This is a genomic window from Comamonas testosteroni TK102, assembly GCF_000739375.1.
GTDB classification, from domain to species: Bacteria; Pseudomonadota; Gammaproteobacteria; order Burkholderiales; family Burkholderiaceae_C; genus Comamonas; species Comamonas brasiliensis.
In genome coordinates, this window is sequence record NZ_CP006704.1 from 2997897 (window position 1) to 3017612 (window position 19716).

Consider the following 19716-nt stretch of genomic DNA (forward strand, 5'->3'; position numbering starts at 1 on the left):
TATGCTCGGCGGCAATATGAATCAAGAAGTGCTGCGCGCTCCCTCAATCGATCCAGGTCAGCCTTGTGTGCTGGTTCTCGCTGCGGGCAGAGGCGATCGATTTCTCGCATCAGGCGGCACCAGCCACAAGCTTCAAGCCATGCTGGGCCTGCAAACCGTTCTGCAAAACACTCTGGCTGCAGTGCAGGCCTCCGGTCTGCCCTGGCATCTGGAACGCGGGCCGCATCCTGGCATGGGCGACAGCATTGCAGCAGCCGTCAAGGCCACAGCCGGCGCCAATGGCTGGCTGATCCTGCCTGCAGATCTGCCCTTGATTCAAGCCAGCACGCTGCAACAACTGGCTTTGCAGCTGGCACAGCTGGAGAGTCGTGAGCGGCGTGTGATCCAACCTTTTTATCAGGGCCAGAAGGGCCATCCTGTGGCTTTCAGTCGTGCCGCCGCGCAGGAACTTGTTGAGCTGAGTGGCGATCTGGGCGCAGCCTCCATCGTGCGCAACGCGGCGGAGAATCAGCGTCTGCAGCGCTGGGACTGCGATGACATAGGCTGCGTGCTTGATGTGGACACCGTGCAGGCCTTGGAAGAGGCGCGCAGGATCTGGCAGCAGCGCAATTCCTGATTGTCGAAAAGCCCCTGAGGGAAGGTCTGATTCGGTAGCCTTTAAATTTACCGAGCTCGTCTATCAGTCAAGGCCCGGTTCTGGCTGCCTGGCCTTGTCCTTCCAATGCACGCTCGCCACTCATTTTCCAGGCAATGACAGGCTTAGACTCCGCGTTCGATCACGGCACAAGCCAGGCGCGCGCCGGAATTACCAGTCGGCTGGGTCGTGTAGTCATCCGGATCGTTGTGCACGATTAGCGATCGACCCAGAATCCCGTTGCTGCCTCTGTCCAGCTTGAGTTCCTTGCTCACAAAATCGACAACTGCCACACCTTGGGTATCAGCATCCAGGCTAGGCAAATCGCCGGTGTGATGGGCCTTGCTGTCGCCGAATTTGCCATGCGCCTGCTGTCCCGGGTTGAAGTGGCCACCGGCGCTCAAGCCGTCTCCGCTCGAGCAGTCGCCTTTTTCATGGACGTGAAAGCCGTGCTCGGTATTCGGCGCCAGCCCTTCCACACGGCCTCTTACTCGCACGCTGCCGTCAGGCTGCGGGAAGAACTGCACCGTGCCCGTTACCTGGCTGCCCTTGGTGGCTTCCAGGCGTGCAATCGACTGCACGCCTTTCCCGGGACTTGCCGCTGGAGCTGCTTCAGAAGAAGAGGGCGCTGCCGTGTTGCTGCTCGTTGAGCAGGCTGTCATGGCCAGGCTTGCAACAATCGTCAGACCTGCCCAGGCAGGGTGCGAAAAGAGGGAGGCAACGCGGTTGGGGGACATGGCAATCTTTCCGAATTCAAAAGGGCATTGTGCCCCGGATCGTCAGAATTTCAAGTGTTTTTGCCCTGTAGACCAATACAGCAAAGCGCTGTTAGCTATGCTTCAAATAGCAGCAAAAGACGGGCAACCGACTTGTTGGAAATCTGCGTAGGCCAACAGGCGCTTGAGTGCCTTGTCGTCGATACCCAGTCGTTGCAGCTCCTCAAAAGTGGCCTGGGCATAGTCCAGTGTTGTGCCATATATGCCCTGGGCCTGAGAGAAGATGCGCCGGTATTCATCCGGCGCCAGCTCGCCGGTGTGGTGCGGGCTTTGGCGCGAGAGCGTGAATGCCAGGGCCTTCACGGCACCATGGGGCGTGCGGCAAGGCAGCCAGCGCGGGTCATAGACGGCATTGGGCATCTCGCGCAACCAGAGCTTGCGCATCACGGTGTCGCCTTGGTTGCGCGGAATACGGAAGGCCATCCCCTGGCAGCTGCCGCCAGAGAGCATGCCGAACACCAGGCCTGGCACCTGGGGCGTGCCACGATTGATGGTGCTCCACATTTTGAGAGCACGGTGCCAACCATGGACATGGGCCGAGCGACGTTCGCTGAAGTCGAACTCGGGACGCCAGATCAGGGAGCCATAGCCAAAAATCCACAAATCCTCGTCACCTCCCCACTGCGCCAGAGCCCGCTCCAGCATCTGGTCAGCATCACGCATGGAATGGTTCAACAAGGGCAGGGCGGACATGGAAACTCCTCAAACCGGATTCAGGACTGAATTGACTTTGATGTATAACGCGCTGGCGCGCCGTCGGTGCACCGGTACATGCGTGAAGGCGTAAAAGCAACGCTTACCCGCTGTGAAACGTCCGAGATTTGAATCTTTTTTGCGATTGCAGCCGGAGCCGCCGTTAGGGCGTTTCACGGCAAGCCTCTAGAATGCGTGATTTTGTCGCTTTGTCGGCCGGACACTTGGAATCTGGCCCCAAAGCGTCATGAATACAGGTTTCGTACTTTCATAATCACCCGCAAATACGGAGATTTCATCCATGTCCTTCAACAGCTCTGACGACGATAGCCAACAACGCTTTGCCCTGGGTTTTCTATTTGCCCTGATTGCTCTGGTTGTCTCCACCGTCGTCGGCACCGTCGTCTACAAGCGCGGTATTTCCCATGCACCCAAGACCGAAGCCGCAGTGTCCGCACCCAGCGCAACCAATGTGCCAGTGGTGGTGATTGAAGAAACCGCCCGCGTGATCGTGGAAAACGGCGTGGTCAAGTTCTACTTTGTCTCGGGCAAGGCTGAGGTGGCCGCTGGTGCCAATGAAGCGCTGAGCGACGTGGTCAAGGGCGTGGCCGAAGGCAAGCGCGCCGTGATCTCCGGTTTCCATGATGCAACCGGCAGTGCTGAAATCAATGCCGAGCTGGCCAAGCAACGTGCCCAGGCCGTGCAGGCCGCCCTGATGGCATTGGGCGTGGCGGAAGACAAGGTCGAGCTGAAGAAGCCAGAGCAGACCCAGGCCGATGGCTCCAACGCCGAAGCTCGCCGCGTGGAAGTGATTCTGGCCGACTGATTCAGCCCGGCACTCTGACCCAGAGCCCGATACGGCATCCGCTGTATCGGGCTTTTTAGCTGTTCGCAACTGGCTCAATCAGCTGCTTTCAATGAACCCGGCTGCCGGAGGCTGGCCCAGAGCGAGGACTCGTTCAATGCCGCCGGCATCGACCTGACGCATGACAACCGATCTTCGCGCAAAGCGCATGGAACGGATCTGCCAGCACCCGTTGATGCGTTCGTATTCATCGCTGTATTGGCCGCAGAGATTGACGATGGTGCGTTCCTTGACATTGATCTGGCAAAAATCCAGATCCCACAGGCCTTTGGCACTATCAGCACCTGTAAAGCGGATCTCAGGGTTGTGACCGTGATGCATATCCTGAATGAAAGGGTTGGCAACCGCCAGCCTGGTGAAGGTTGCAACCCATTCTTCGCGATCCGAAAAAGGCGGAAAGCCGTCGGCTTCGATGACTGCGCCATACTTCACAAAGCACTCACGCATGGCGTTCGGCTGCTTTTGATCGCAGGCCCGCAAGTATCGAGCCTTCAACGTTGTTATCGACTGGATATCTTCAAGATACCGCAAACGCTGCTGAAGTTGGGCCAGAATCGCATCACTCATTGCCTGTCTCCGGATATATGTTTGAGCACGGAGTCTTGAATAGCGGCCAGTGACTGAAAACCCCTGTTTGGACGATAGGTAGCCCGCTCAGGCATGAAAAAAGCGGCAACCAGGTGCCGCTCGTTCCAGGAATCCAGGAATCTGGAGAAGACAAATCAACGTAGACCGGTGCCGATACCCAGATCGTCCTTGCGTTGGATCAACTCGATCTTATAGTCGATTGATTTGATTTTCATAGCTTATTTTATCCTTATAAATCAATAACTTAATAATGACGTGGCACTTGAAAGATGGCTCGGAAGTGTTCACAGCCGCCACAAAATGGCGGCTGAAAATCGATCAGACCATGCGATGATCCATCTTGTTGACATGATGGAGATTGTGGCATGGCAAAACCTCGACTGAAACCATCCGGGAAGTGGGAAATCGGGCTGCGGCACCCATCGCTCCCGAAGGGGCGCAAATACTTCGTCTTCGACACCGAGGTCGAGGCCATTGCCTACGCCCAGCAGTGGAAGCTGATGAAGCATGCGGACATCCCGCCGCCGGCAGAGCTGACCACCCCTACGTCCCCCGGCGACGGCGTGCGCTTGGCACGCATCCTTGGCGAGTGGTCGGACAGCGGTTTCGCGGCGCCTACGCAGCTTCTCACGCTCAAGACGCTGACGCGCGAAGTTGGGTCGGTGCGATTCTCGGAGGCCAACTACAAGTGGCTGACCGGCTATCTCCGATTCCTGAAGGTGGAAAAGAACTTGTCGCCCACGTCCATCAAGCACCGTATTCAGGCTCTGAGCCGGGCCATTGACGAGTACCTGCGTCACAACGTGAGCGTCAGGATCGGCAACCCGGTGAAGCTGCTGCCCAAGGGCTACTCGACCTATTCCGACGTCGATGCCCAGATGGTGAAAGCCAAGGGTGGCAAGGTAAAGGTGAGCGAGGCACGCGATAGGCGCTTGCTGCCAGGGGAGCACGAGAAGATTGTGGCGGTGTTGTCGGGCTATGAGAGGCCGGATCGTGCGCGCGGTCTGGAACTCAAGGGCGGCGACGCGCTGCTGACCTTGTACTTGTTGATCCTGAACACTGGACTGAGGCTCAGAGAGGCCTACACGTTGACCAGGGGCCAGATTGACATGGAGAACAAGGTGATCCATGTCAAGGAGACAAAGCAGTGGCGGGGAAAGATTTCCTTTCGGGATGTGCCGATGCGCCCCGAAGTGCATCGGGCGCTTCTCTCTTACTTTGCGAGCCGGCCACCGTTTGAACACGGCACGCTGCTCTTCCCGTTCCTCGAAGAGGAAGGAGTGGAGGAAGGAAAAAAGGGCTTGACGCGCGCTGGACAGCGACTGTCATTCCGTTTCAGGATCGCTTTCGAGTACATGGACATTGTTGGACTCCACGAACACGACCTGAGGCACGAAGCGACCTGCCGGTGGCTGGAGCTGAAAGACGCAGACGGACGCGATATGTTCCGTCTGGAAGAGTTGAACAAGATCATGGGATGGAAGCCGGGTTCGATGATGGCCCAGCGCTATGCCAGCTTCAGGGGCGTGGACCTTGCACAAAGGCTTTGGTCGGTACCGGAAGCGGTGGAGGCGTCTGCCGCCGCGGCCTGATCGGTGTGTCCAGGCGTGGGATCGACTTTCTTGCGTTGAGATCTTGGCGCCGATCTTCTGCCTCTTTCCGGGCGCGGTCGGCAATGTAGGCCAGCAGGTCGGCCTTCACGTAAATCCAGCCGCGACCGAATTTCATTCCCGGGAGTTCGCCGCTACGGGTCAGTTCCTCTATTCGCTGCTCGGTGCAGTGCAGAAGTTCAGCGCACTGTTCGGCGTTGATCGTTTCGTCGGTCAAACGCTTGATCAGTAGCCGTTGACTGGTGTGGCTCATGGAGTTCTCCCTACATGGCTGCTGCGGCAGAAGTTGCCGAAACGGCATGGAGGAATTTTCCGGAGCTAGCAACGCGGACGAAACCCGCACAGGCATAGCGAGGCGTAGGTGGGCGTGGCGAGGTATCCATGTGGCTGTCGCCACAGATGCAATTTCTTCAGGAATCAGGATGCTCGGCGCGCAGCGGACATCCACGCTTGAGGAATGCACTGGCAGAGAGCGCATGGCGCTGCTGTGCGGATGCCCATGCCATTGCGCTGATCGGCTTTGCATGCAAGGACGCCGGCATCATGTATAAATTGCGGATCACCTATCAATCTGAATCATCGTCATGAATCGTGCCCAACTCGTTGAAATCCTGGCTGCAAAGAACGATCTATCGAAGGCTGCCGCCAATGCCGTGCTCGACACGCTGATCGAGACCGTGCAGACCGCCGTGAAGAAGGGTGATTCCGTGCAGTTGGTCGGCTTCGGCACCTTCAAATCTGCCAAGCGTGCTGCGCGAATCGGCAAGAACCCTTCCACGGGCGCTGCGCTGAAGATCCCCGCATCGACGGTGCCCAAGTTCGTGGCTGGCGCGAAGTTCAAGGCTGTGGTGGACCCCAAGGCCGCGAAGCGCAAGGCCGAGAAGGCTGGTAAGTAAGCTGTATGCCCGCGCGGCGGTTGCCCTTGTGGGCAACCGCCACCTCGTACCATCTATCGCATCGCACAGGGTGAACGATGACCGCCTTTTCTGAAGCATTTCGTGCCGAGGTCTTGCGCATGGCGCGCAAGGAAATCAAGGCGGACGTGGGGGGGGCTGCGCAAGACCGTGACCGCCCAGCGCTCCGAGATCGCGGCGCTCAAGCGGGATGTCAAGGCGCTGACCTTGCAGTTGAAGGCTGTGCTCAAGGCAGTGGCCCGCCAGGATGGCGCTGGCAAAGCCGCGGCGCCCGAGGGCACTGATGCGCCGGCACGTCACGGGCGCCGTTTCAAGTTCGATGCCCGGGCGCTGGCTGCCAAGCGGGAGCAACTGGGAATCTCCCAGCAGGCCATGGCGGCCCTGCTGGAGGCTTCCATGCTGTCGGTGAGCCGGTGGGAGAGCGGCAAGGTCACGCCGCGTGCGGCGCAACTGGAACGCATCCAGACCGTGCTGAAGATCGGCAAGCGCGAGGCAAAGGCCAAGCTGCAGGGCTGATCGCTCAGGCCTGTCTGTTCAGCCAGGTCTCCTTGAGCGTTTTGATGAATGGCTGGGCGTCGCAAAAGGCAATCACGTTGCCTGTGGGCTTGACGCGCTCCCACTGTTGACTGCTTTGGACACCAATCAAGCGGTAGTCCTCGATTTTCTCGAGGGGCGACCTGATGCCGAAGACCGGACCGCCGCTCATACCCAACAGATTGAATGGACTATCGTGGTCCGTTGAATCGAAATCGACCTCCGCATAGTTCCTTGGGTATCGTTTCTCCGGAAATCCAGGCGCAGGACCACTGCGCCGGATCACGTGAAGGGTGGCATGCCGCTTTGCTTGTGGTTGTCCGGGGGCGTTCTCGATGAGTTCTTCCGGTGTTCCTACCAGAAGCCAGTAGGGGAAGTCCTCCAGGTCGCTCTTGCTCCAAATCTCCTCGGGAATGGGGCGGATGCCTTCTTTTTGCATCGCCACGATAGCCAGGTAATCCAGCTTGAACGCGGCATAGTCCATTCCTTCCACATCATCGTCAAAGTAGAAAACTTCCTTGTCGGGGTCGAATGAGATGTTGTAGACCACCTTCATGTTCGTGTTGGGGTGCGGATCGGGATTGACGGTCGAGTCGTCAATGGCCCAGTCCTTCAGAACGGCCCCGTGCACAATCGCTTTCTTCAGGTGGCTGAATATGTGGCCTGCGGTGATGGCGAGCCAGTCGTCATTGATTTGAACCACGAAGGCGCTGAAGTGATACATCGGCGGCGTGCCGCCGTTGGCTTGCACCGCATCGAGCCGATGATCGCGGTAGGTGATATTGATGAAGTGCCGGTGCAGGGGACGCAGAAATTCTTCTCCAAGCTCGATCATGCTTGTCTCTCCGTGGGTTCTTTTGAGGGTGAAGCCCAATATTTGAGGGCAGCTTCTCTTCGCACAAGATGGAACTGCGATTGCAGGCGTTTGTGCGTCCCGGCGTTCCGCCGCCGGGCTCGCGGGCTGCGCCCCGCGCTTCGTGCCGAATCGCAGCCATCCGGCTTTGATCCCTGACGCCTCCGGCCCGGCCCTCTGCGCCGGGCCTGCGCGCTGCGCTTGCCAATACCGGGTGGCTGGTGGTGGGGTGGGGCGGCTTGCTGTTCCTTTCATCGTGCCACGGCGTGCTCGCCGTGCAAGGGCGGCGCGTGCCTTGCACGCTGGCGGCCTGCGGCCGTCTGCGACCCTTGACTGCTTGCGCTGCGCCGTGACCCGGAAGGGCTGGGCAATTCCGCCCGGCAACCTTCAGGAGTTCACCATGAACTGCGCATTCATCACCGACGAGCAGCGCGCGCTGCTGCTGGCCAACGGCCAGCAATCCATCGAAACCTCGGACTTCGATCCGGCCCCCGTGGTCAAGCTGTTCACGCCGGATGCCGGCGCGACCTGGCTGTTGACCGAGATCGACCCGGACGACCATGACCATGCTTTCGGTCTGTGCGATCTGGGCCTGGGGATGCCCGAGCTGGGCTGGGTCAGCCTGCAGGAGCTGGCGACCGTGCGCGGGCAGCTGGGGTTGCCGATCGAACGCGATCTGCACTTCCGCGCGGAGAAGCGCCTGAGCGCCTACGCGCGCGATGCGCGGCTGGCGGGGCGGATCGTCGTCTGATTCCGTCAAGGGGCGCCATGCCCCTTTCTTCTCTATTCGCCCTGGGCGTTCACCAGGGTTTCCAGCGGCGCTGGGCTGGCTGCGACACCGTGCCCAGCAAGCGCACGGGCGATAGCGTCGGGGGCGTGTCGTTCCTGGGAAAGCGGCGGCGCACTTCGCATTCCAGTTCGTGAGCGAAGCCGCGTGCATCTTTCTCGCCGCGCAGTGCCCGCTGTCGCCATGCGCGGGCCTGGGCCATCAGTTCGTTGTCTTGTAGGGCTTGTATGTCCATGCAATTGCCATTGTGCCGATGGCTGGGCAGGTGGCAGTCCACGGGGATTTCATTGAAGTCATGTGGGCGTCCCCGGCCACCTGGGAGATGGCCGGTCGCGCTGTCGTGCGCATAGCGCATCGAGCCTCGCTACGCGAGTCTCACCCCTTCGGGCTTCCATCGTTCCCTCGCTCCGCTCGGCTGACGCCTCCGGCCCGGCTTCCAGCTTCGGGCCTGCGCGCTTGCGCTTGCCGTGCGGTCTGCACATCCAGGCGGCCGTTGCCATGTCCAGCCGTCTTCCCTGACTCCATCACCTTGTCCGCGACTGTAGCCCGCGGCCGTGGGCCGTCAAGGCGCGCCAGGCCGTGTCCTCGCTGCGCTGCGGGCCGCACCAACCTGGCGCTTGTTTCCTTGACGGCCCCCGTCCACGGGCTCCCTTCCGTCGCGGGCGATGAACTCAGGAAAGACGGTGGCAACAGGGCCAACCGGGTTCCTCGTGCCGACCGCACCGAACAGCCGAAAGGCTGGGCTCCGAATCTAGGAATCCGGTGTTTCTTCAACAGCCAAGTCAGGAGAAAGACATGCTCGCATCCCGTTTCGCAAACCACTCCCCAGCACTGCGTTCCGACTATCCCCTGTCGGACGACCAAATCCGGCGCGTGGCCCCGTCCATCTTCGCGGACGCCCCGCATGAAAGCCGTTCCGAGCGGTATAGCTACATCCCGACCGCCACGGTCTTGACCGAGCTGCGCAAGGAGGGGTTTCAGCCGTTCATGGTGTGCCAAACCCGCGTGCGCAATGAGGGGCGGCGTGAGCACACGAAACACCTATTGCGCCTGCGCCATGCCAGCCAGATCAACGGCGCGGAAGCCAATGAAATCGTGCTGCTGAACTCGCACGATGGCACCAGCAGCTATCAGATGCTGGCCGGGCAGTTCAGATTTATCTGTGCCAATGGGCTTGTCTGCGGTGACACCTTTGCAGACGTGCGCGTGCCCCACAAAGGCGACGTGGCGAGCCAAGTCATCGAGGGCGCTTTCGAGGTGCTGCGCGGTTTTGACCGCGTGAAGGAGTCGCGTGATCTGATGCGCGGCATCACCTTGGACGATGGCGAATCCGAGGTGTTTGCCCGCGCTGCGCTGGCCCTCAAGTACGACGACCCGGACAAGCCCGCGCCCGTCACCGAATCTCAGATTCTGATGCCGCGCCGTTTCGAGGATCGCCGCCCGGATTTGTGGTCTGTCTTTAACCGCACGCAGGAAAACCTCACAAAAGGCGGATTGCATGGCCGCGCCGCCAATGGCCGCAGGCAGCAAACCCGCCCCGTGCAGGGCATCGATTCTGATATTCGCCTCAATCGCGCCCTGTGGCTGCTGGCCGATGGCATGCGCCAGCTCAAGGCCTGACCCTCCCGACATGTTCCCCGCCGGAGGGGCGGTTCCCCTCCTTGTTTCACTCGATTGGAGATTCACCATGAACGCCGTTAACCAAACCGAAGCCCGTGCCGTCAACACCGCAGCCAATGTGCTGCAGACCGCCGACCCGAGCAAGCACATGATCCTGGTTCCGCTGTCGCGGCTGATTCTGCGCCCCACGGGCCGCAACGTGCGCAAGATCGTCCCGCGCATGTCCGTTCCCCAGCTAGCAGCGTCTATCCAGCGCGTAGGCCTGCTGCAAAACCTGATCGTGATTCCCGCTAGCGATGGCGAGCATTACGAGGTGGTCGCGGGTGGCCGTCGTCTTGCCGCCCTCAAGCTGCTGGCGAAGAAACATCGCATCGCCAAGGATTGGGAGGTGCCTTGCTTGCAGGTGGCCGATGGTACGGCCCGCACCGCCAGCCTCACCGAGAACGTGCAGCGCGAAGCCATGCACCCGGCAGACCAGTTCGAAGCCTTCGCGGCGCTGGTGGCCGAAGGTCGTCCCATTGAGGACATTGCGGCGGATTTTTCCGTCACGCCACTGGTGGTGCAGCGCCGTTTGAAGCTGGCGAATGTCTCGCCGCGCCTGATGGCTGATTACCGGGCCGATGCCGTCACGCTCGACCAACTCATGGCGCTGGCCGCCACCGACGATCATGCTTCGCAAGACGCCGCGTTCTACGATGCGCCGCAGTGGCAGCGCAGCCCATCCGCGCTGCGCGAACGCCTCACCGAGCGCGAGATTGATGCTTACCGGCATCCGCTGGTGCGCTTCGTCGGGCTGGACACCTACGAGGCCGCAGGCGGTGGCGTGCGCCGTGACCTGTTCGCGGAAGGTGACGCAGGCGTGTATCTGACCGATGCCGCGCTGCTGGAACGGCTGGCGCAAGACAAGCTGGCAGGCATCGCCACCACGGTCCGCGCCGAGGGTTGGGCATGGGTGGATGCCACGCCGGGCGTAACCCATGCCGACCTGCACACCTTCCAGCGTGCCCCGCAGACGCGGCGCGAGCCAAACAAGCGCGAAGTGCAGCGCATCGAAAAGCTGCAGACCAAGATGCAGGCTATTGGGGAAGCCGTGGATGCCGCAATGGAGCAAGACGACGAGGAAAAGGCCGACGCCTTGCAGGAGGAGGGTGAAGCCTTGGGCGAGCAGTTACAAGCGCTGGAGGATGGCTTGCAGGACTACAGCCCTAACGTGAAGGCCGCAGCCGGTGCCATCGTCACCATCGACCGCAACGGGCAGGCCGTGATTCATCGCGGGCTGCTGCGCGAAGCCGAGGCGAAGGCGCTGCGCACGCTGGAAAAGCTGCGCCAGGGCTTCAGCGGCAGCGATGCAGCGAATGACGACGAAGGCGAAGAAGACGAAGCGCCCAAGACCGCAGCCATGTCCGATCGGCTGGCCCAGCGCCTGAGCGCCCACCGCACCGCCGCGCTGCAAATCGAAGTCGCCCAGCATCCGCAGGTGGCGCTGGCCGCGCTGGTGCATGGCATGGTGCAGACCGTCTTGCAGGATCGCCACTATGGGCACGACCTGCCGCTGGGGGTTCGCCTGACGGTGCAAGACCGGCTGGAAGGCATGGCCCCGGACTGTCCGGAATCCCCCGCCACCGTGGCACTGCGCGGCCTGCAACAGGTGGCCGGGGACGCCCTGCCGCAGGACTGCGCCGAACTGTTCGCCGCGCTGCTGGCGATGGAGCAAGGCGAGTTGGTCAAGCTGCTGGCTGTGTGCGTGGCTTCGACGGTGGACGTGGTGACGCTCCGCGCCACGCGGCCGCAACCGGGCGCGGAACTGGCGCAGGCCGTTGGCCTCGACATGGCCGCGTGGTGGCAGCCCACCGCAGAAGGCTACTTCAAGCACGTTCCGAAGGCCGCGATTCTGCAAGCCGTGGGCGAGTTCGCGCCCGAGAGCGTCAACCGGCTGGGCAAGCTCAAGAAGGCTGACATTGCCAGCGAGGCCGAGCGGCTGGCCGATGGCACGGGATGGATGCCTGCCATCTTCAAGACGGAAGACGCACCCAAGGAAGGCCCGCAGGACGGCGACGATGAAACCGCCGCCCCGGCGGATGACCCTGCCGAGGCATTGGCCGCTTGACCTTTATCGCTGCGGCGCCCTGGCTCAGGCCAGGGCGCCTTGCCGCAGGGAGTCGAATCATGCCCGCCATCAACACCACCAGCCGCCCGCGCATGGCGGCAATCTACGCACCCGGCACGGTACGCGCCCGCCGCTGGCACAGCGAGGGCGACGTGCGCGGCTACCGTCCACCCTTGGGCTGGACGGCCCGCGCCGATCTCACCGACATTCACCCCATCACGGGCCGCGCCTTGGTGCGGGCCATGTGGTGGATCATCGAGACGAAGGAATAACCGCGATCAGCACCGCGCCCAGGCCGTTCCGTCCTGGGCGCGGTGGACGCCAAAATCCGGGCGCGGCAGTGGCCGCGCCCGGTGTTCAAGGCCAACAGCCGAATCAGAACGCCGCCGCCTTCGCGCTGGCTCAGGCGGCGGCGTTGAAGGCATCGCTGTGTTCGGGCACTGGCTCGCAAGGCCAGTGCCCAGGAGCATCCAACTCCCACGCTCGTCAGCGTGTGCTCATCCCCGCGATCACCCCAGCCAGGATCGATATGCCTTGCTGGATCTGTTCGATCTTCAGGCTGGCGTATCCCAGGATCAGCCCGGCCGACCGGGGCTGTTCATCCAACGCTGACGGTGCAAACAGCGGCCCCACCGGATAGACGCCCACACCCTCGCGGCGGGCTGCGGCCACCAGCGCAGGCTCCTGCTGCGCGTTGAGGAAGGGGAGCCACAGCACCACATGCAGGCCAGCCGCCGTGCCGTCGATCCGCACATCCTTGGGAAGATGTTGCGCGATCACTTGCAGCAAGGCTGCCCGGCGCCGTTCGTTTTCGCGGCGCATCCGTCGCACGTGGCGCTCATAGGCGCCGCTATCGATCAACGCCGCCAACACCTGCTGCTCCAGTAGGGGGGCATGCCGGTCGGTCAGGCGCTTGGCCTGCCGGAACACCGCCACCAATGCGTGCGGCAGCACCATGTAGCCCAGCCGAAGTTGAGGGGACAACACCTTGGAGAACGTACCGACATAGATCACACGGCTCTCCGAGTCGATCGACTGCAGCGCGTCGATCGGCCGCTGGCCATAGCGGAACTCACCGTCGTAGTCGTCCTCGATGATCCAGGCGTCATGACGCGCTGCCCACTGCAGGAGTGCTTGGCGGCGGCCAATTGGCAGCACGCCGCCGAGCGGGAATTGGTGCGAGGGCGTCACATAGGCCAGGCGGGCACGATCATCCTCGGGCAAACGGCTCGTATCAAGGCCATGGCCATCGGCCGGAGTCGCCAGCAGGTGCGCCCCCGTTGCCTCGAAGCAGTGACGCGCCATCAGGTAGCCCGGGTTCTCGAAGACAAAGGCATCCCCCGCATCCAGCAGCAGCCGGGCGCACAGGTCGATGGCCTGCTGCGACCCATGCACCACCAGGATTTGTTCCGCATCGCAGGCGATGCCCCTGGCTCGACGCAGATAGCCTTGCAGCGCGCGCCGCAGTGCCGGGTCGCCTTCGGGCGGGACGTAGTACAGGCTGTGCTGCTGGCGCAGCAGCGCGGCCTGGTACGCCCGGCGCCAGGCCAGGCTCGGAAAATCCCGGGAGGCTACGGCACCGTACAGGAAATCAAAGCGGATCCGCTCGGCATGGGGCAAGGCCGGGGCGCCGATGTCCGCCACCCGGCGCCCGAATCCCGACAAGGACGGTGCCGCTTGGGCCTGCCGTCTGGGTGTCTCCCCGCGGGGCATGCCTGCCGCCAGCGGGCTGGCAACCCGGGCTGCGCGCCCGGTGGATGTCACCAGAAAACCCTCGGCCGCCAGCTGCTCATAGACAGCGGTGACGGTGGTGCGCGAGACGCCCAACTCGGCAGCCAGCGCCCGCGTGGACATCACCCGTGCGCCGGGCAGCAGCGTGCCATCGGCGATCTGGCTGCGCAGCAGGTCATAGATGCGGCGGCCCGCGCCAGTGGCGCCCGGATGGTTGCGACCTTCTTCGTCAAACTGGCCCATTGAAAATCTTAAAAACTGGATCTTCTAATTATGCCGGTTTGACCTGAAAGTAAAGCTCTTTCATACCGTCTCAAGGACTTCCCTGCGATGTACGTCCCTGCCCACCTTGCCGAAACCCGGCCTGAAGAACTGGCCCGCATCATCCGCGAGTACCCGCTGGGGGTGCTGGTTACGCACGATGCCCATGGCCTGGACGCCAACCACCTTCCTTTCGAGTTCGATCCCGATGCGGGAACGCATGGGGTGCTCACGGCGCATGTGGCCCGTGCGAATCCGGTGTGGCAGCAGTGTGCTTCGTGCAGCCCGGTGATGGTCGTGTTTCGCGGGGCCGAGGGCTATGTCTCGCCCAATTGGTATCCCAGCAAGCATGAGGCGCACCGCCAGGTGCCGACCTGGAACTATGAGGTGGTGCACGTGCACGGCCTGCTGACCGTGCGCGACGACGAGCGTTTCGTGCGTGGGATGGTCGGGCGGCTGACGCGCCGGCACGAAGCCGAGGAACCACGGCCCTGGAAGATGTCGGACTCCACGCCCGATTTCATCGACAGCATGCTGCGCAACATCGTGGGCATCGAGGTCGCCATCACCTCGCTGGTATGCAAACGCAAGCTCAGCCAGAACAAGGAGGAGCGCGATCGGCTGGGGGCCGCCGACGCGCTGCAGGCGGCCGGAAATACCGAATTGGCGCAGTCCATGCGTGCGCCTGGATAAGCATCACACGGGACAATGGACCTCATGCAGACGATCTATACATCGACCTTCACCTTCGCCATGGGCGAAGTGGGTGAAGAATTCCACACCCTGGACAAAATCATTGCCGATGCCGCGAAATCCGTTCCTGGCTACCTTGGCGAAGAGGCCTGGGAAAACCCCTCGACGGGTTTGATCTCCAACGTCTACTACTGGGACAGCATGGAGGCCTTGCAGGCACTCATGAGCCATCCCTCCCACCTTGAAGCCAAACGGCGACAGGCCGAATGGCTCAAGGGCTATCACGTGGTGATCGCTCAGGTGGTGGGCTCCTATGGTGATGGCGGCATTGCCCATCCTCTCGCGGACTTCCGGCAACCCTTGCGTAGCAGGGATGCCGCTCTGAACCCCTGAAATCTCCCCGCGCCTATGTCATTCCTTGCTTTCCTTCTGGCTGCAGTTCTTCTGGCTATCACTCCCGGCCCCGGCATCGCCTATGTCGTCGCACGCACGGCGGCGGGCGGCCGATCTGAAGGGCTGGCCTCATGTCTGGGCACCGGCTTGGGCGGAATGCTGCATGTGCTCGCTGCCGCATTCGGTCTGTCCGTGCTCATCGCTCAATCGGCGGTGGCGTTCACCCTGCTCAAATACCTGGGCGCTGCCTATCTGGTGTATCTGGGTATCCGCTTATGGCTGCGCCGGGAGCCGGCAGCCGCGGTGGAGGCGGTGACGCCTCAAGGCGCGCGCCGCGCACTGGTCGAAGGCATCGTGGTCGAGGCATTGAACGTCAAGACCGCGTTGTTCTTTCTGGCCTTTCTGCCGCAGTTCGTCGATCCGGGCGCGGCCTTGGTGCCGCAACTGGTGCTGCTGGGCAGCATCTGCGTTGCCCTCAATACGTTGGTCGATGTGGTGGCGGTCTTTATCGCCCATCGCCTGCTCAGCTCGGGTGCGGCGCGTGCGGCCCGCGCCCGTGTGATGACCCGCATGTCGGGGGCCACGATGATGGGGCTGGGCGCTTTTCTGGCACTGGCACGGCGCGAAGCGTAGGGGCATAGACCTGGGCCTCGCCGCTGGCCTGCTGTCTTTCTGCGAGTCAATGGAGGTCAACCTGGGCGTGTCGGCGCGATGCGCCGCCGGGCTCTTCGGGCTGCGCCCCGCGCTTCGTGCCGAATCACGGCCATGCGGCTTGATCCCTCACGCACCTACGCGCCTGCGGCGCTGCGCGCTTTGCTTTCCTCCAGGGGAAAGCCCTGCGGGCTATCCCCGCCGCGCGGTGCTTGGCGCCCCTCAATACCCCGAACCGGCATGCGCCGGATCGGCCCGTCCAGCGCGCCGCCGCATAGGCAGTGCTCGGCGGGTACGCCAGGGCTTGCTGCGGCAGGTTGTGCGAATGCATGCCGCCTGCGACGCTGGCGGTTCGTTGCCTGTGTGTCACGAAGGACGGTTCACGGATATGCCGCCTGGCCTTGCGAGGGCGCATCCTCACCGCGCATCCATCATGGCCGCCTGCATGGGATGGGGTGTGTTCCCACTGATCGTTGGGGAATGGCCTTGCCTGGGGAAGGGGGCATGCCGTTGACTCCTTCGTGCGGGGATGCCAGGGTGGCCATGGCTCCTTCCGGATGTGGGTCGGCCCAGGGCGTCCTTGTGTTGTCGTGAATCCTGGCGGTGGTGTGGGCTTCATGTCTGCAACCTTCCAGCCCAAATAATTTCCCCTGCTTTGTCACTGCGTTCGGCGCATTCCTCGCGGGACAAATTATTTGGGCTTCCAGGTGCTCCACTGCGTTGCGCCCGCAAGCGGTGCCGCCAGCCCGCCCCCCCGCCGGCCGGATCACAACAAGGACGCGATGGGCGCGAACCTTGTTCAACCGTAAGGAGTTTCATCATGGCAAACATCGGCACCTTCACCGCGGACAAAGATGGTTTCAGCGGCACGCTGCGCACCCTGACGCTCAACGTCAAGGCCAAGCTGGTTCCCAACGACAAGGGGGACAACGAACACGCCCCCGACTACCGCCTGCAGGCAGGGGGGGGCTGGAGGTTGGCGCGGCGTGGAAGAAAGTCAGCAAGGCCGAACGCCCCTACATCTCCGTGACCCTGGATGATCCTTCGTTTCCGGCAACCGTCTATGCCCGCCTGATCGAGGGCGAGGACGGCACGCACGACCTGATCTGGTCGCGCAGCAAGCCCCAGGCGGCCTGACGGCCGCCAGCGCCCCTGCCCACGCGGCGGGGCGCTGTGCTGCTGGCGCAGCGCCATGCAGGAAGCGGCCGTGGCCGCTTCGTCACTCAGGGGGGGAGAACAGATGCTGATATTTTCAGGCACAGGGTTTCACCGACGCTCGTGGTGCTGCTGGAGCAGATCGGACGTGGCGCGCACAAGCGCGTTGATGAAAACCGCGAGCTGCTGGAGCTGCTACAAAAGAAGGCGCCGCATCTGCTAGACGAATGCCCGTGGATCGTGGGCTGGCTCCGCGCCAACGATGAGGTGTTCGTGGCAATGGGGATGAGGGTGACCGAGTTGCGGCTTTTGCCCCCAGGTTTGCCGTGCGGCCAGGTTTTCCGCGTGCATGGCCCGAGTGGCGTCCATCAGCAGACCAGGGCGTTTCGGTGCGTTGCACCGCCAGGCTTTGCGGGCTGCGCCCCGTGCCACTTTCAGCGTCACGGCCATCCGGCTCCAATCCTTAACGCGGCTTCGCGCCTGCGGCGCTGCGCGCTTCGCTTGCTCCAGGGGATCGGCGCAAGGCCCATCCCCGCCGTGCGAGGCTTGGCGCCCCTCGACACCACCGAACCGGCTCGCGCCGGATCGGCTGGGGGCAGTGCAAAGGCCGGCCATCGCCATCAACAGCACACATCACACGTCAGCAGTGGATTGGCGTAGGAGCGGTGCCCCTTGTGAGGGTCGATGATCCGTTCGGGATGGCAATGGCCGCGCACGCATTCAGGAGGAATGTCTTGGCGCACGACATAGCAAGGGGGATCATCCCCAAACCCCATGGGGCGCCGAGCGGCCAGTTGCCCCCATTCGGACAAGATCATCTTCGCCACTTCCACCTGTTGCGCTCCTGGCACGAGCTTCACCGGGATATCGACTTCCAGGATTGTCGGGATGCCGTACTGGCGAAGCCGGAAGCGGTAGTCCTCGCCGCTCGGGGATCGGCTCAAGTGCGCCGCGAGCGCCATCAGGTACTCACTGCCCTGAATGAGGTAATGGCCGCATTGTTCGATAAGAAACTTGTCGCTGCCGACAAGCCACATGGCACCGCGCTCCGAGTTGCTGCGGTCGGCGAATTGCCTGATGGCGTTCTCCACGTCTTCCTTGGGCACATCGGAGAAGATTTCGCGGAATATGTCGCACAGCAGATCGCTGTTCTGCCCAAGCAGGCCGCGCTCGTAGTAGCTGGACACGCTTGACGGCCGACAGCCATGAAAGCCTTTGAAGTGCGTGTAGTAGCTGGTGAGGCTGCCAGTGAACTCAGGCAGGATGTACTCTGAGTCGGGAAGCCAGCAAAGATCGTCAGACCAGCATTCCGGCTGCTCTTGCGCAAGGTGTTGCCGTAGTTCAGCGGTCAGGACATGACCTGCGTAGTGGCGGATGCTGGCCAGCCAGCTCCGGCGATTTCTCCAGTCCAGAACTTTGGGGGGCAACGCAATCGGCCGCCTGGGATTGTTTTTCGCCATTCTTCTGGCACGTGCCTGTGTGATGAGCGTCGGTCAGGTTGCCAGTACCGCCAATGGCGCAAGAAATGGCGCCACGACAGGCCCAAGCACTTGCATATGGTCTGCAACGATTCCCATAAAGCGATGGTACTTTTCTTTGAACGCGGTCGTTCCATTGGTTGCGCGTAATTCTTCAACAGCACCGCCTAGCTCGACTTCAAGCGGCTTGGCTAAATTAGCTGCGGCGATTGCATCAAGGAGCTTGGCGAATAGCTCGTGATCCACATTTTTCTGCTGTTTGGCATGTTGAGTGAAGTTAGTGCTGCCCGATGCCAAATTCTGAACATCCCCGGTTATATAAGTATTGAAGATATGTTGAACTGTCTCTTGTGGAACAGGCTTTTCGTTTGCCATTGCTTCTCCTGCGGCTGGGTTCTGTGCCTCGATCTCCAAGGCGAAATTTAAGATGCGAGTGCGAACCGTGTCCAAAGCTGCCACCAGCGCCGAGGTCGGTATGACTTTCCACGCTTGCATGCAGACCATGTTCTCGTAGATTCTCTGCCCGAAGTGAGCCACCAAATCTGGATTCCACGGCTCCTGCAATGTCCCTGACTTTCCGTCGGCCACAAGCGATGCCATGGCTGCTATGGGCTGCGTGAAGTACGAGTGTCCCAAGATTTCACGAAAATCCTCGGGGAAACAGCTCAGAGGAATATGGGCGTTGCGTAGACCAGACCCGAAGGGTCCACTGAAATGGCCTTTGGAGTTCACGCCAAAAATTCTGTACTCAGGAAGATCATCCGTGTTGTCATAGCCGGACAACTCACTATCGATCCAGCGCTTGAAGTCATCATTCCCAAGGCGGGCGGCCAGTACCTTGCACTTCCGAAGCAAGGTCGGCAAATCAATAGACGAGTCGATTGCTGCGTCTTGTATTTGGCGTAGGAGAGACATGTATTTCTTGGGAACCTTGAGTCAATGTGGTTTGACGGGAATAGATGGGTGCGGCAGTGGAAATTGGTAGACCAACCGCATGAAAAGAGCTTTGACAGGCTGAGGCAGCACTGATGCGCTCTATAACTCAGTGCCTTCTTGTCGCACCGCATCCAGCTCCTGCCGCACCTGCACCAAAAGCTGGTCGACCCGTTGTGAATCGTTGCCCGCATAGGCCAGCGTCAGCAGTGTGAGCGGGTGAACCTCCATGACTTCGCATAGCTCGGCCAGCTTGTTCAAGGTGGGACTTTTGAGATCGCGCTCCAGCGTACTCATGTAGGTGCGGCTGGAGACGTCGGAGAAGTCTTCCTGGCTCAGGCCCCGTGCTTTGCGGATGGTCTTCAATGCCTCCGACAATGTGTGCTTCGCTGCCAACCTTGGATCTCCCCCAAAATCCAAGATGACATCCGATTGCGCTC

23 protein-coding genes and 1 pseudogene are annotated in these 19716 nt (G+C 61.8%); 14 read left to right on the forward strand and 10 right to left on the reverse strand.

Translation table 11 applies throughout. The annotated features are described in order from the left end of the window. Position 1 precedes the first annotated feature (1 nt). Entirely contained in the window at positions 2–616 is a 615-nt protein-coding gene (locus O987_RS13485; RefSeq protein ID WP_043372827.1) for a nucleotidyltransferase family protein, read from the forward strand. A 143-nt stretch (positions 617–759) separates the two neighbouring features. Here the strand turns inward: O987_RS13485 and O987_RS13490 are convergent, their stop codons facing one another. Then, positions 760–1371 (reverse strand): superoxide dismutase family protein, encoded by a 612-nt coding sequence (locus tag O987_RS13490; RefSeq protein WP_043372829.1) that lies wholly within the window; start codon positions 1369–1371, stop codon positions 760–762. A 102-nt stretch (positions 1372–1473) separates the two neighbouring features. Continuing rightward, entirely contained in the window at positions 1474–2103 is a 630-nt protein-coding gene (locus O987_RS13495; RefSeq protein WP_003055242.1) for a gamma-glutamylcyclotransferase, read from the reverse strand. Positions 2104–2404: 301 nt separating this feature from the next. Here O987_RS13495 and O987_RS13500 point away from each other — a divergent pair, with 301 nt between their 5' ends. Continuing rightward, the gene (locus O987_RS13500) at positions 2405–2929 is read left to right on the forward strand and encodes an OmpA family protein (RefSeq protein ID WP_043003138.1); all 525 of its coding nucleotides are present in this window, start codon (positions 2405–2407) and stop codon (positions 2927–2929) included. 78 nt (positions 2930–3007) lie between these two features. Here O987_RS13500 and O987_RS13505 read toward each other — a convergent pair whose 3' ends face one another. After that, complete coding sequence (locus O987_RS13505) at positions 3008–3535, reverse strand: nuclear transport factor 2 family protein (RefSeq protein ID WP_043372831.1); 528 nt, start codon at positions 3533–3535, stop codon at positions 3008–3010. A gap of 386 nt (positions 3536–3921) precedes the next feature. Between O987_RS13505 and O987_RS13510 the strand changes: the two genes are divergently transcribed. Beyond that, positions 3922–5148, forward strand: coding sequence for a tyrosine-type recombinase/integrase (locus tag O987_RS13510; protein WP_043372833.1), 1227 nt, complete (start codon positions 3922–3924; stop codon positions 5146–5148). Here the strand turns inward: O987_RS13510 and O987_RS29065 are convergent. Continuing rightward, positions 5075–5419: a helix-turn-helix domain-containing protein gene (locus O987_RS29065; RefSeq protein WP_158407672.1), complete on the reverse strand. Its 345-nt coding sequence runs from the start codon at positions 5417–5419 to the stop codon at positions 5075–5077. The genes O987_RS13510 and O987_RS29065 overlap by 74 nt on opposite strands. A 128-nt stretch (positions 5420–5547) precedes the next feature. Between O987_RS29065 and O987_RS29070 the strand changes: the two genes are divergently transcribed. The 3 genes from O987_RS29070 to O987_RS13525 all read left to right on the forward strand — a co-directional run bounded on the left by O987_RS29070 (position 5548) and on the right by O987_RS13525 (position 6596). Next, the gene (locus O987_RS29070) at positions 5548–5754 is read left to right on the forward strand and encodes a hypothetical protein (RefSeq protein ID WP_158407673.1); all 207 of its coding nucleotides are present in this window, start codon (positions 5548–5550) and stop codon (positions 5752–5754) included. Beyond that, a complete protein-coding gene (locus O987_RS13520; protein ID WP_043372837.1) occupies positions 5751–6062 on the forward strand; it encodes an HU family DNA-binding protein in 312 nt (103 codons plus the stop codon). Before O987_RS29070 ends, O987_RS13520 begins: the two co-directional genes overlap by 4 nt. A 168-nt stretch (positions 6063–6230) precedes the next feature. Then, complete coding sequence (locus O987_RS13525; RefSeq protein ID WP_235214380.1) at positions 6231–6596, forward strand: helix-turn-helix domain-containing protein; 366 nt, start codon at positions 6231–6233, stop codon at positions 6594–6596. Between the two features lie 4 nt (positions 6597–6600). On the opposite strand, the gene O987_RS13530 is transcribed toward O987_RS13525, so the two are convergent. Beyond that, entirely contained in the window at positions 6601–7449 is an 849-nt protein-coding gene (locus O987_RS13530) for a hypothetical protein (protein ID WP_043372839.1), read from the reverse strand. Between the two features lie 418 nt (positions 7450–7867). Here O987_RS13530 and O987_RS13535 point away from each other — a divergent pair, with 418 nt between their 5' ends. Next, positions 7868–8218 (forward strand): DUF2958 domain-containing protein, encoded by a 351-nt coding sequence (locus O987_RS13535; protein WP_043372842.1) that lies wholly within the window; start codon positions 7868–7870, stop codon positions 8216–8218. 49 nt (positions 8219–8267) lie between these two features. Here the strand turns inward: O987_RS13535 and O987_RS13540 are convergent, their stop codons facing one another. Beyond that, positions 8268–8489 (reverse strand): hypothetical protein, encoded by a 222-nt coding sequence (locus tag O987_RS13540; RefSeq protein ID WP_043376455.1) that lies wholly within the window; start codon positions 8487–8489, stop codon positions 8268–8270. A 560-nt stretch (positions 8490–9049) separates the two neighbouring features. Between O987_RS13540 and O987_RS13545 the strand changes: the two genes are divergently transcribed. The 3 genes from O987_RS13545 to O987_RS13555 all read left to right on the forward strand — a co-directional run bounded on the left by O987_RS13545 (position 9050) and on the right by O987_RS13555 (position 12253). After that, positions 9050–9874 (forward strand): DUF932 domain-containing protein, encoded by an 825-nt coding sequence (locus O987_RS13545; protein ID WP_043372844.1) that lies wholly within the window; start codon positions 9050–9052, stop codon positions 9872–9874. A 67-nt stretch (positions 9875–9941) separates the two neighbouring features. After that, the gene (locus tag O987_RS13550) at positions 9942–11981 is read left to right on the forward strand and encodes a ParB/RepB/Spo0J family partition protein (protein WP_043372847.1); all 2040 of its coding nucleotides are present in this window, start codon (positions 9942–9944) and stop codon (positions 11979–11981) included. Between the two features lie 59 nt (positions 11982–12040). After that, complete coding sequence (locus tag O987_RS13555) at positions 12041–12253, forward strand: hypothetical protein (protein ID WP_043372851.1); 213 nt, start codon at positions 12041–12043, stop codon at positions 12251–12253. A gap of 214 nt (positions 12254–12467) precedes the next feature. Here the strand turns inward: O987_RS13555 and O987_RS13560 are convergent, their stop codons facing one another. After that, the gene (locus O987_RS13560) at positions 12468–13955 is read right to left on the reverse strand and encodes a PLP-dependent aminotransferase family protein (protein WP_043372854.1); all 1488 of its coding nucleotides are present in this window, start codon (positions 13953–13955) and stop codon (positions 12468–12470) included. A gap of 87 nt (positions 13956–14042) precedes the next feature. Between O987_RS13560 and O987_RS13565 the strand changes: the two genes are divergently transcribed. The 4 genes and pseudogenes from O987_RS13565 to O987_RS13580 all read left to right on the forward strand — a co-directional run bounded on the left by O987_RS13565 (position 14043) and on the right by O987_RS13580 (position 16847). Further along, entirely contained in the window at positions 14043–14666 is a 624-nt protein-coding gene (locus tag O987_RS13565) for an FMN-binding negative transcriptional regulator (RefSeq protein WP_043372858.1), read from the forward strand. 33 nt (positions 14667–14699) lie between these two features. After that, positions 14700–15059 (forward strand): antibiotic biosynthesis monooxygenase family protein, encoded by a 360-nt coding sequence (locus O987_RS13570; protein ID WP_051962303.1) that lies wholly within the window; start codon positions 14700–14702, stop codon positions 15057–15059. Between the two features lie 15 nt (positions 15060–15074). Further along, positions 15075–15692: a LysE family translocator gene (locus O987_RS13575; RefSeq protein ID WP_043372860.1), complete on the forward strand. Its 618-nt coding sequence runs from the start codon at positions 15075–15077 to the stop codon at positions 15690–15692. Positions 15693–16530: 838 nt separating this feature from the next. Beyond that, positions 16531–16847, forward strand: a pseudogene (locus O987_RS13580) (DUF736 domain-containing protein). A gap of 638 nt (positions 16848–17485) precedes the next feature. On the opposite strand, the gene O987_RS13590 reads toward O987_RS13580, so the two are convergent. The 3 genes from O987_RS13590 to O987_RS13600 all read right to left on the reverse strand — a co-directional run bounded on the left by O987_RS13590 (position 17486) and on the right by O987_RS13600 (position 19672). After that, entirely contained in the window at positions 17486–18325 is an 840-nt protein-coding gene (locus O987_RS13590) for a hypothetical protein (RefSeq protein ID WP_051962181.1), read from the reverse strand. 33 nt (positions 18326–18358) lie between these two features. Further along, positions 18359–19258 carry a hypothetical protein gene (locus O987_RS13595; protein WP_043372866.1) on the reverse strand — a complete coding sequence of 300 codons (900 nt, stop codon included), beginning with the start codon at positions 19256–19258 and terminating at the stop codon, positions 18359–18361. 120 nt (positions 19259–19378) lie between these two features. Next, a complete protein-coding gene (locus tag O987_RS13600) occupies positions 19379–19672 on the reverse strand; it encodes a helix-turn-helix domain-containing protein (RefSeq protein WP_043372870.1) in 294 nt (97 codons plus the stop codon). Between the last annotated feature and the right edge of the window lie 44 nt (positions 19673–19716).

Excerpts from the sequence above, each read along its gene's own strand:
- O987_RS13485 (WP_043372827.1), top strand. The coding sequence starts at position 2 with ATGCTCGGCGGCAATATGAATCAAGAAGTGCTGCGCGCTCCCTCAATC.
- O987_RS13490 (WP_043372829.1), bottom strand. The coding sequence starts at position 1,371 with ATGTCCCCCAACCGCGTTGCCTCCCTCTTTTCGCACCCTGCCTGGGCA.
- O987_RS13495 (WP_003055242.1), bottom strand. The coding sequence starts at position 2,103 with ATGTCCGCCCTGCCCTTGTTGAACCATTCCATGCGTGATGCTGACCAG.
- O987_RS13500 (WP_043003138.1), top strand. The coding sequence starts at position 2,405 with ATGTCCTTCAACAGCTCTGACGACGATAGCCAACAACGCTTTGCCCTG.
- O987_RS13505 (WP_043372831.1), bottom strand. The coding sequence starts at position 3,535 with ATGAGTGATGCGATTCTGGCCCAACTTCAGCAGCGTTTGCGGTATCTT.
- O987_RS13510 (WP_043372833.1), top strand. The coding sequence starts at position 3,922 with ATGGCAAAACCTCGACTGAAACCATCCGGGAAGTGGGAAATCGGGCTG.
- O987_RS29065 (WP_158407672.1), bottom strand. The coding sequence starts at position 5,419 with ATGAGCCACACCAGTCAACGGCTACTGATCAAGCGTTTGACCGACGAA.
- O987_RS29070 (WP_158407673.1), top strand. The coding sequence starts at position 5,548 with ATGTGGCTGTCGCCACAGATGCAATTTCTTCAGGAATCAGGATGCTCG.
- O987_RS13520 (WP_043372837.1), top strand. The coding sequence starts at position 5,751 with ATGAATCGTGCCCAACTCGTTGAAATCCTGGCTGCAAAGAACGATCTA.
- O987_RS13530 (WP_043372839.1), bottom strand. The coding sequence starts at position 7,449 with ATGATCGAGCTTGGAGAAGAATTTCTGCGTCCCCTGCACCGGCACTTC.
- O987_RS13535 (WP_043372842.1), top strand. The coding sequence starts at position 7,868 with ATGAACTGCGCATTCATCACCGACGAGCAGCGCGCGCTGCTGCTGGCC.
- O987_RS13540 (WP_043376455.1), bottom strand. The coding sequence starts at position 8,489 with ATGGACATACAAGCCCTACAAGACAACGAACTGATGGCCCAGGCCCGC.
- O987_RS13545 (WP_043372844.1), top strand. The coding sequence starts at position 9,050 with ATGCTCGCATCCCGTTTCGCAAACCACTCCCCAGCACTGCGTTCCGAC.
- O987_RS13550 (WP_043372847.1), top strand. The coding sequence starts at position 9,942 with ATGAACGCCGTTAACCAAACCGAAGCCCGTGCCGTCAACACCGCAGCC.
- O987_RS13555 (WP_043372851.1), top strand. The coding sequence starts at position 12,041 with ATGCCCGCCATCAACACCACCAGCCGCCCGCGCATGGCGGCAATCTAC.
- O987_RS13560 (WP_043372854.1), bottom strand. The coding sequence starts at position 13,955 with ATGGGCCAGTTTGACGAAGAAGGTCGCAACCATCCGGGCGCCACTGGC.
- O987_RS13565 (WP_043372858.1), top strand. The coding sequence starts at position 14,043 with ATGTACGTCCCTGCCCACCTTGCCGAAACCCGGCCTGAAGAACTGGCC.
- O987_RS13575 (WP_043372860.1), top strand. The coding sequence starts at position 15,075 with ATGTCATTCCTTGCTTTCCTTCTGGCTGCAGTTCTTCTGGCTATCACT.
- O987_RS13590 (WP_051962181.1), bottom strand. The coding sequence starts at position 18,325 with ATGGCGAAAAACAATCCCAGGCGGCCGATTGCGTTGCCCCCCAAAGTT.
- O987_RS13595 (WP_043372866.1), bottom strand. The coding sequence starts at position 19,258 with ATGTCTCTCCTACGCCAAATACAAGACGCAGCAATCGACTCGTCTATT.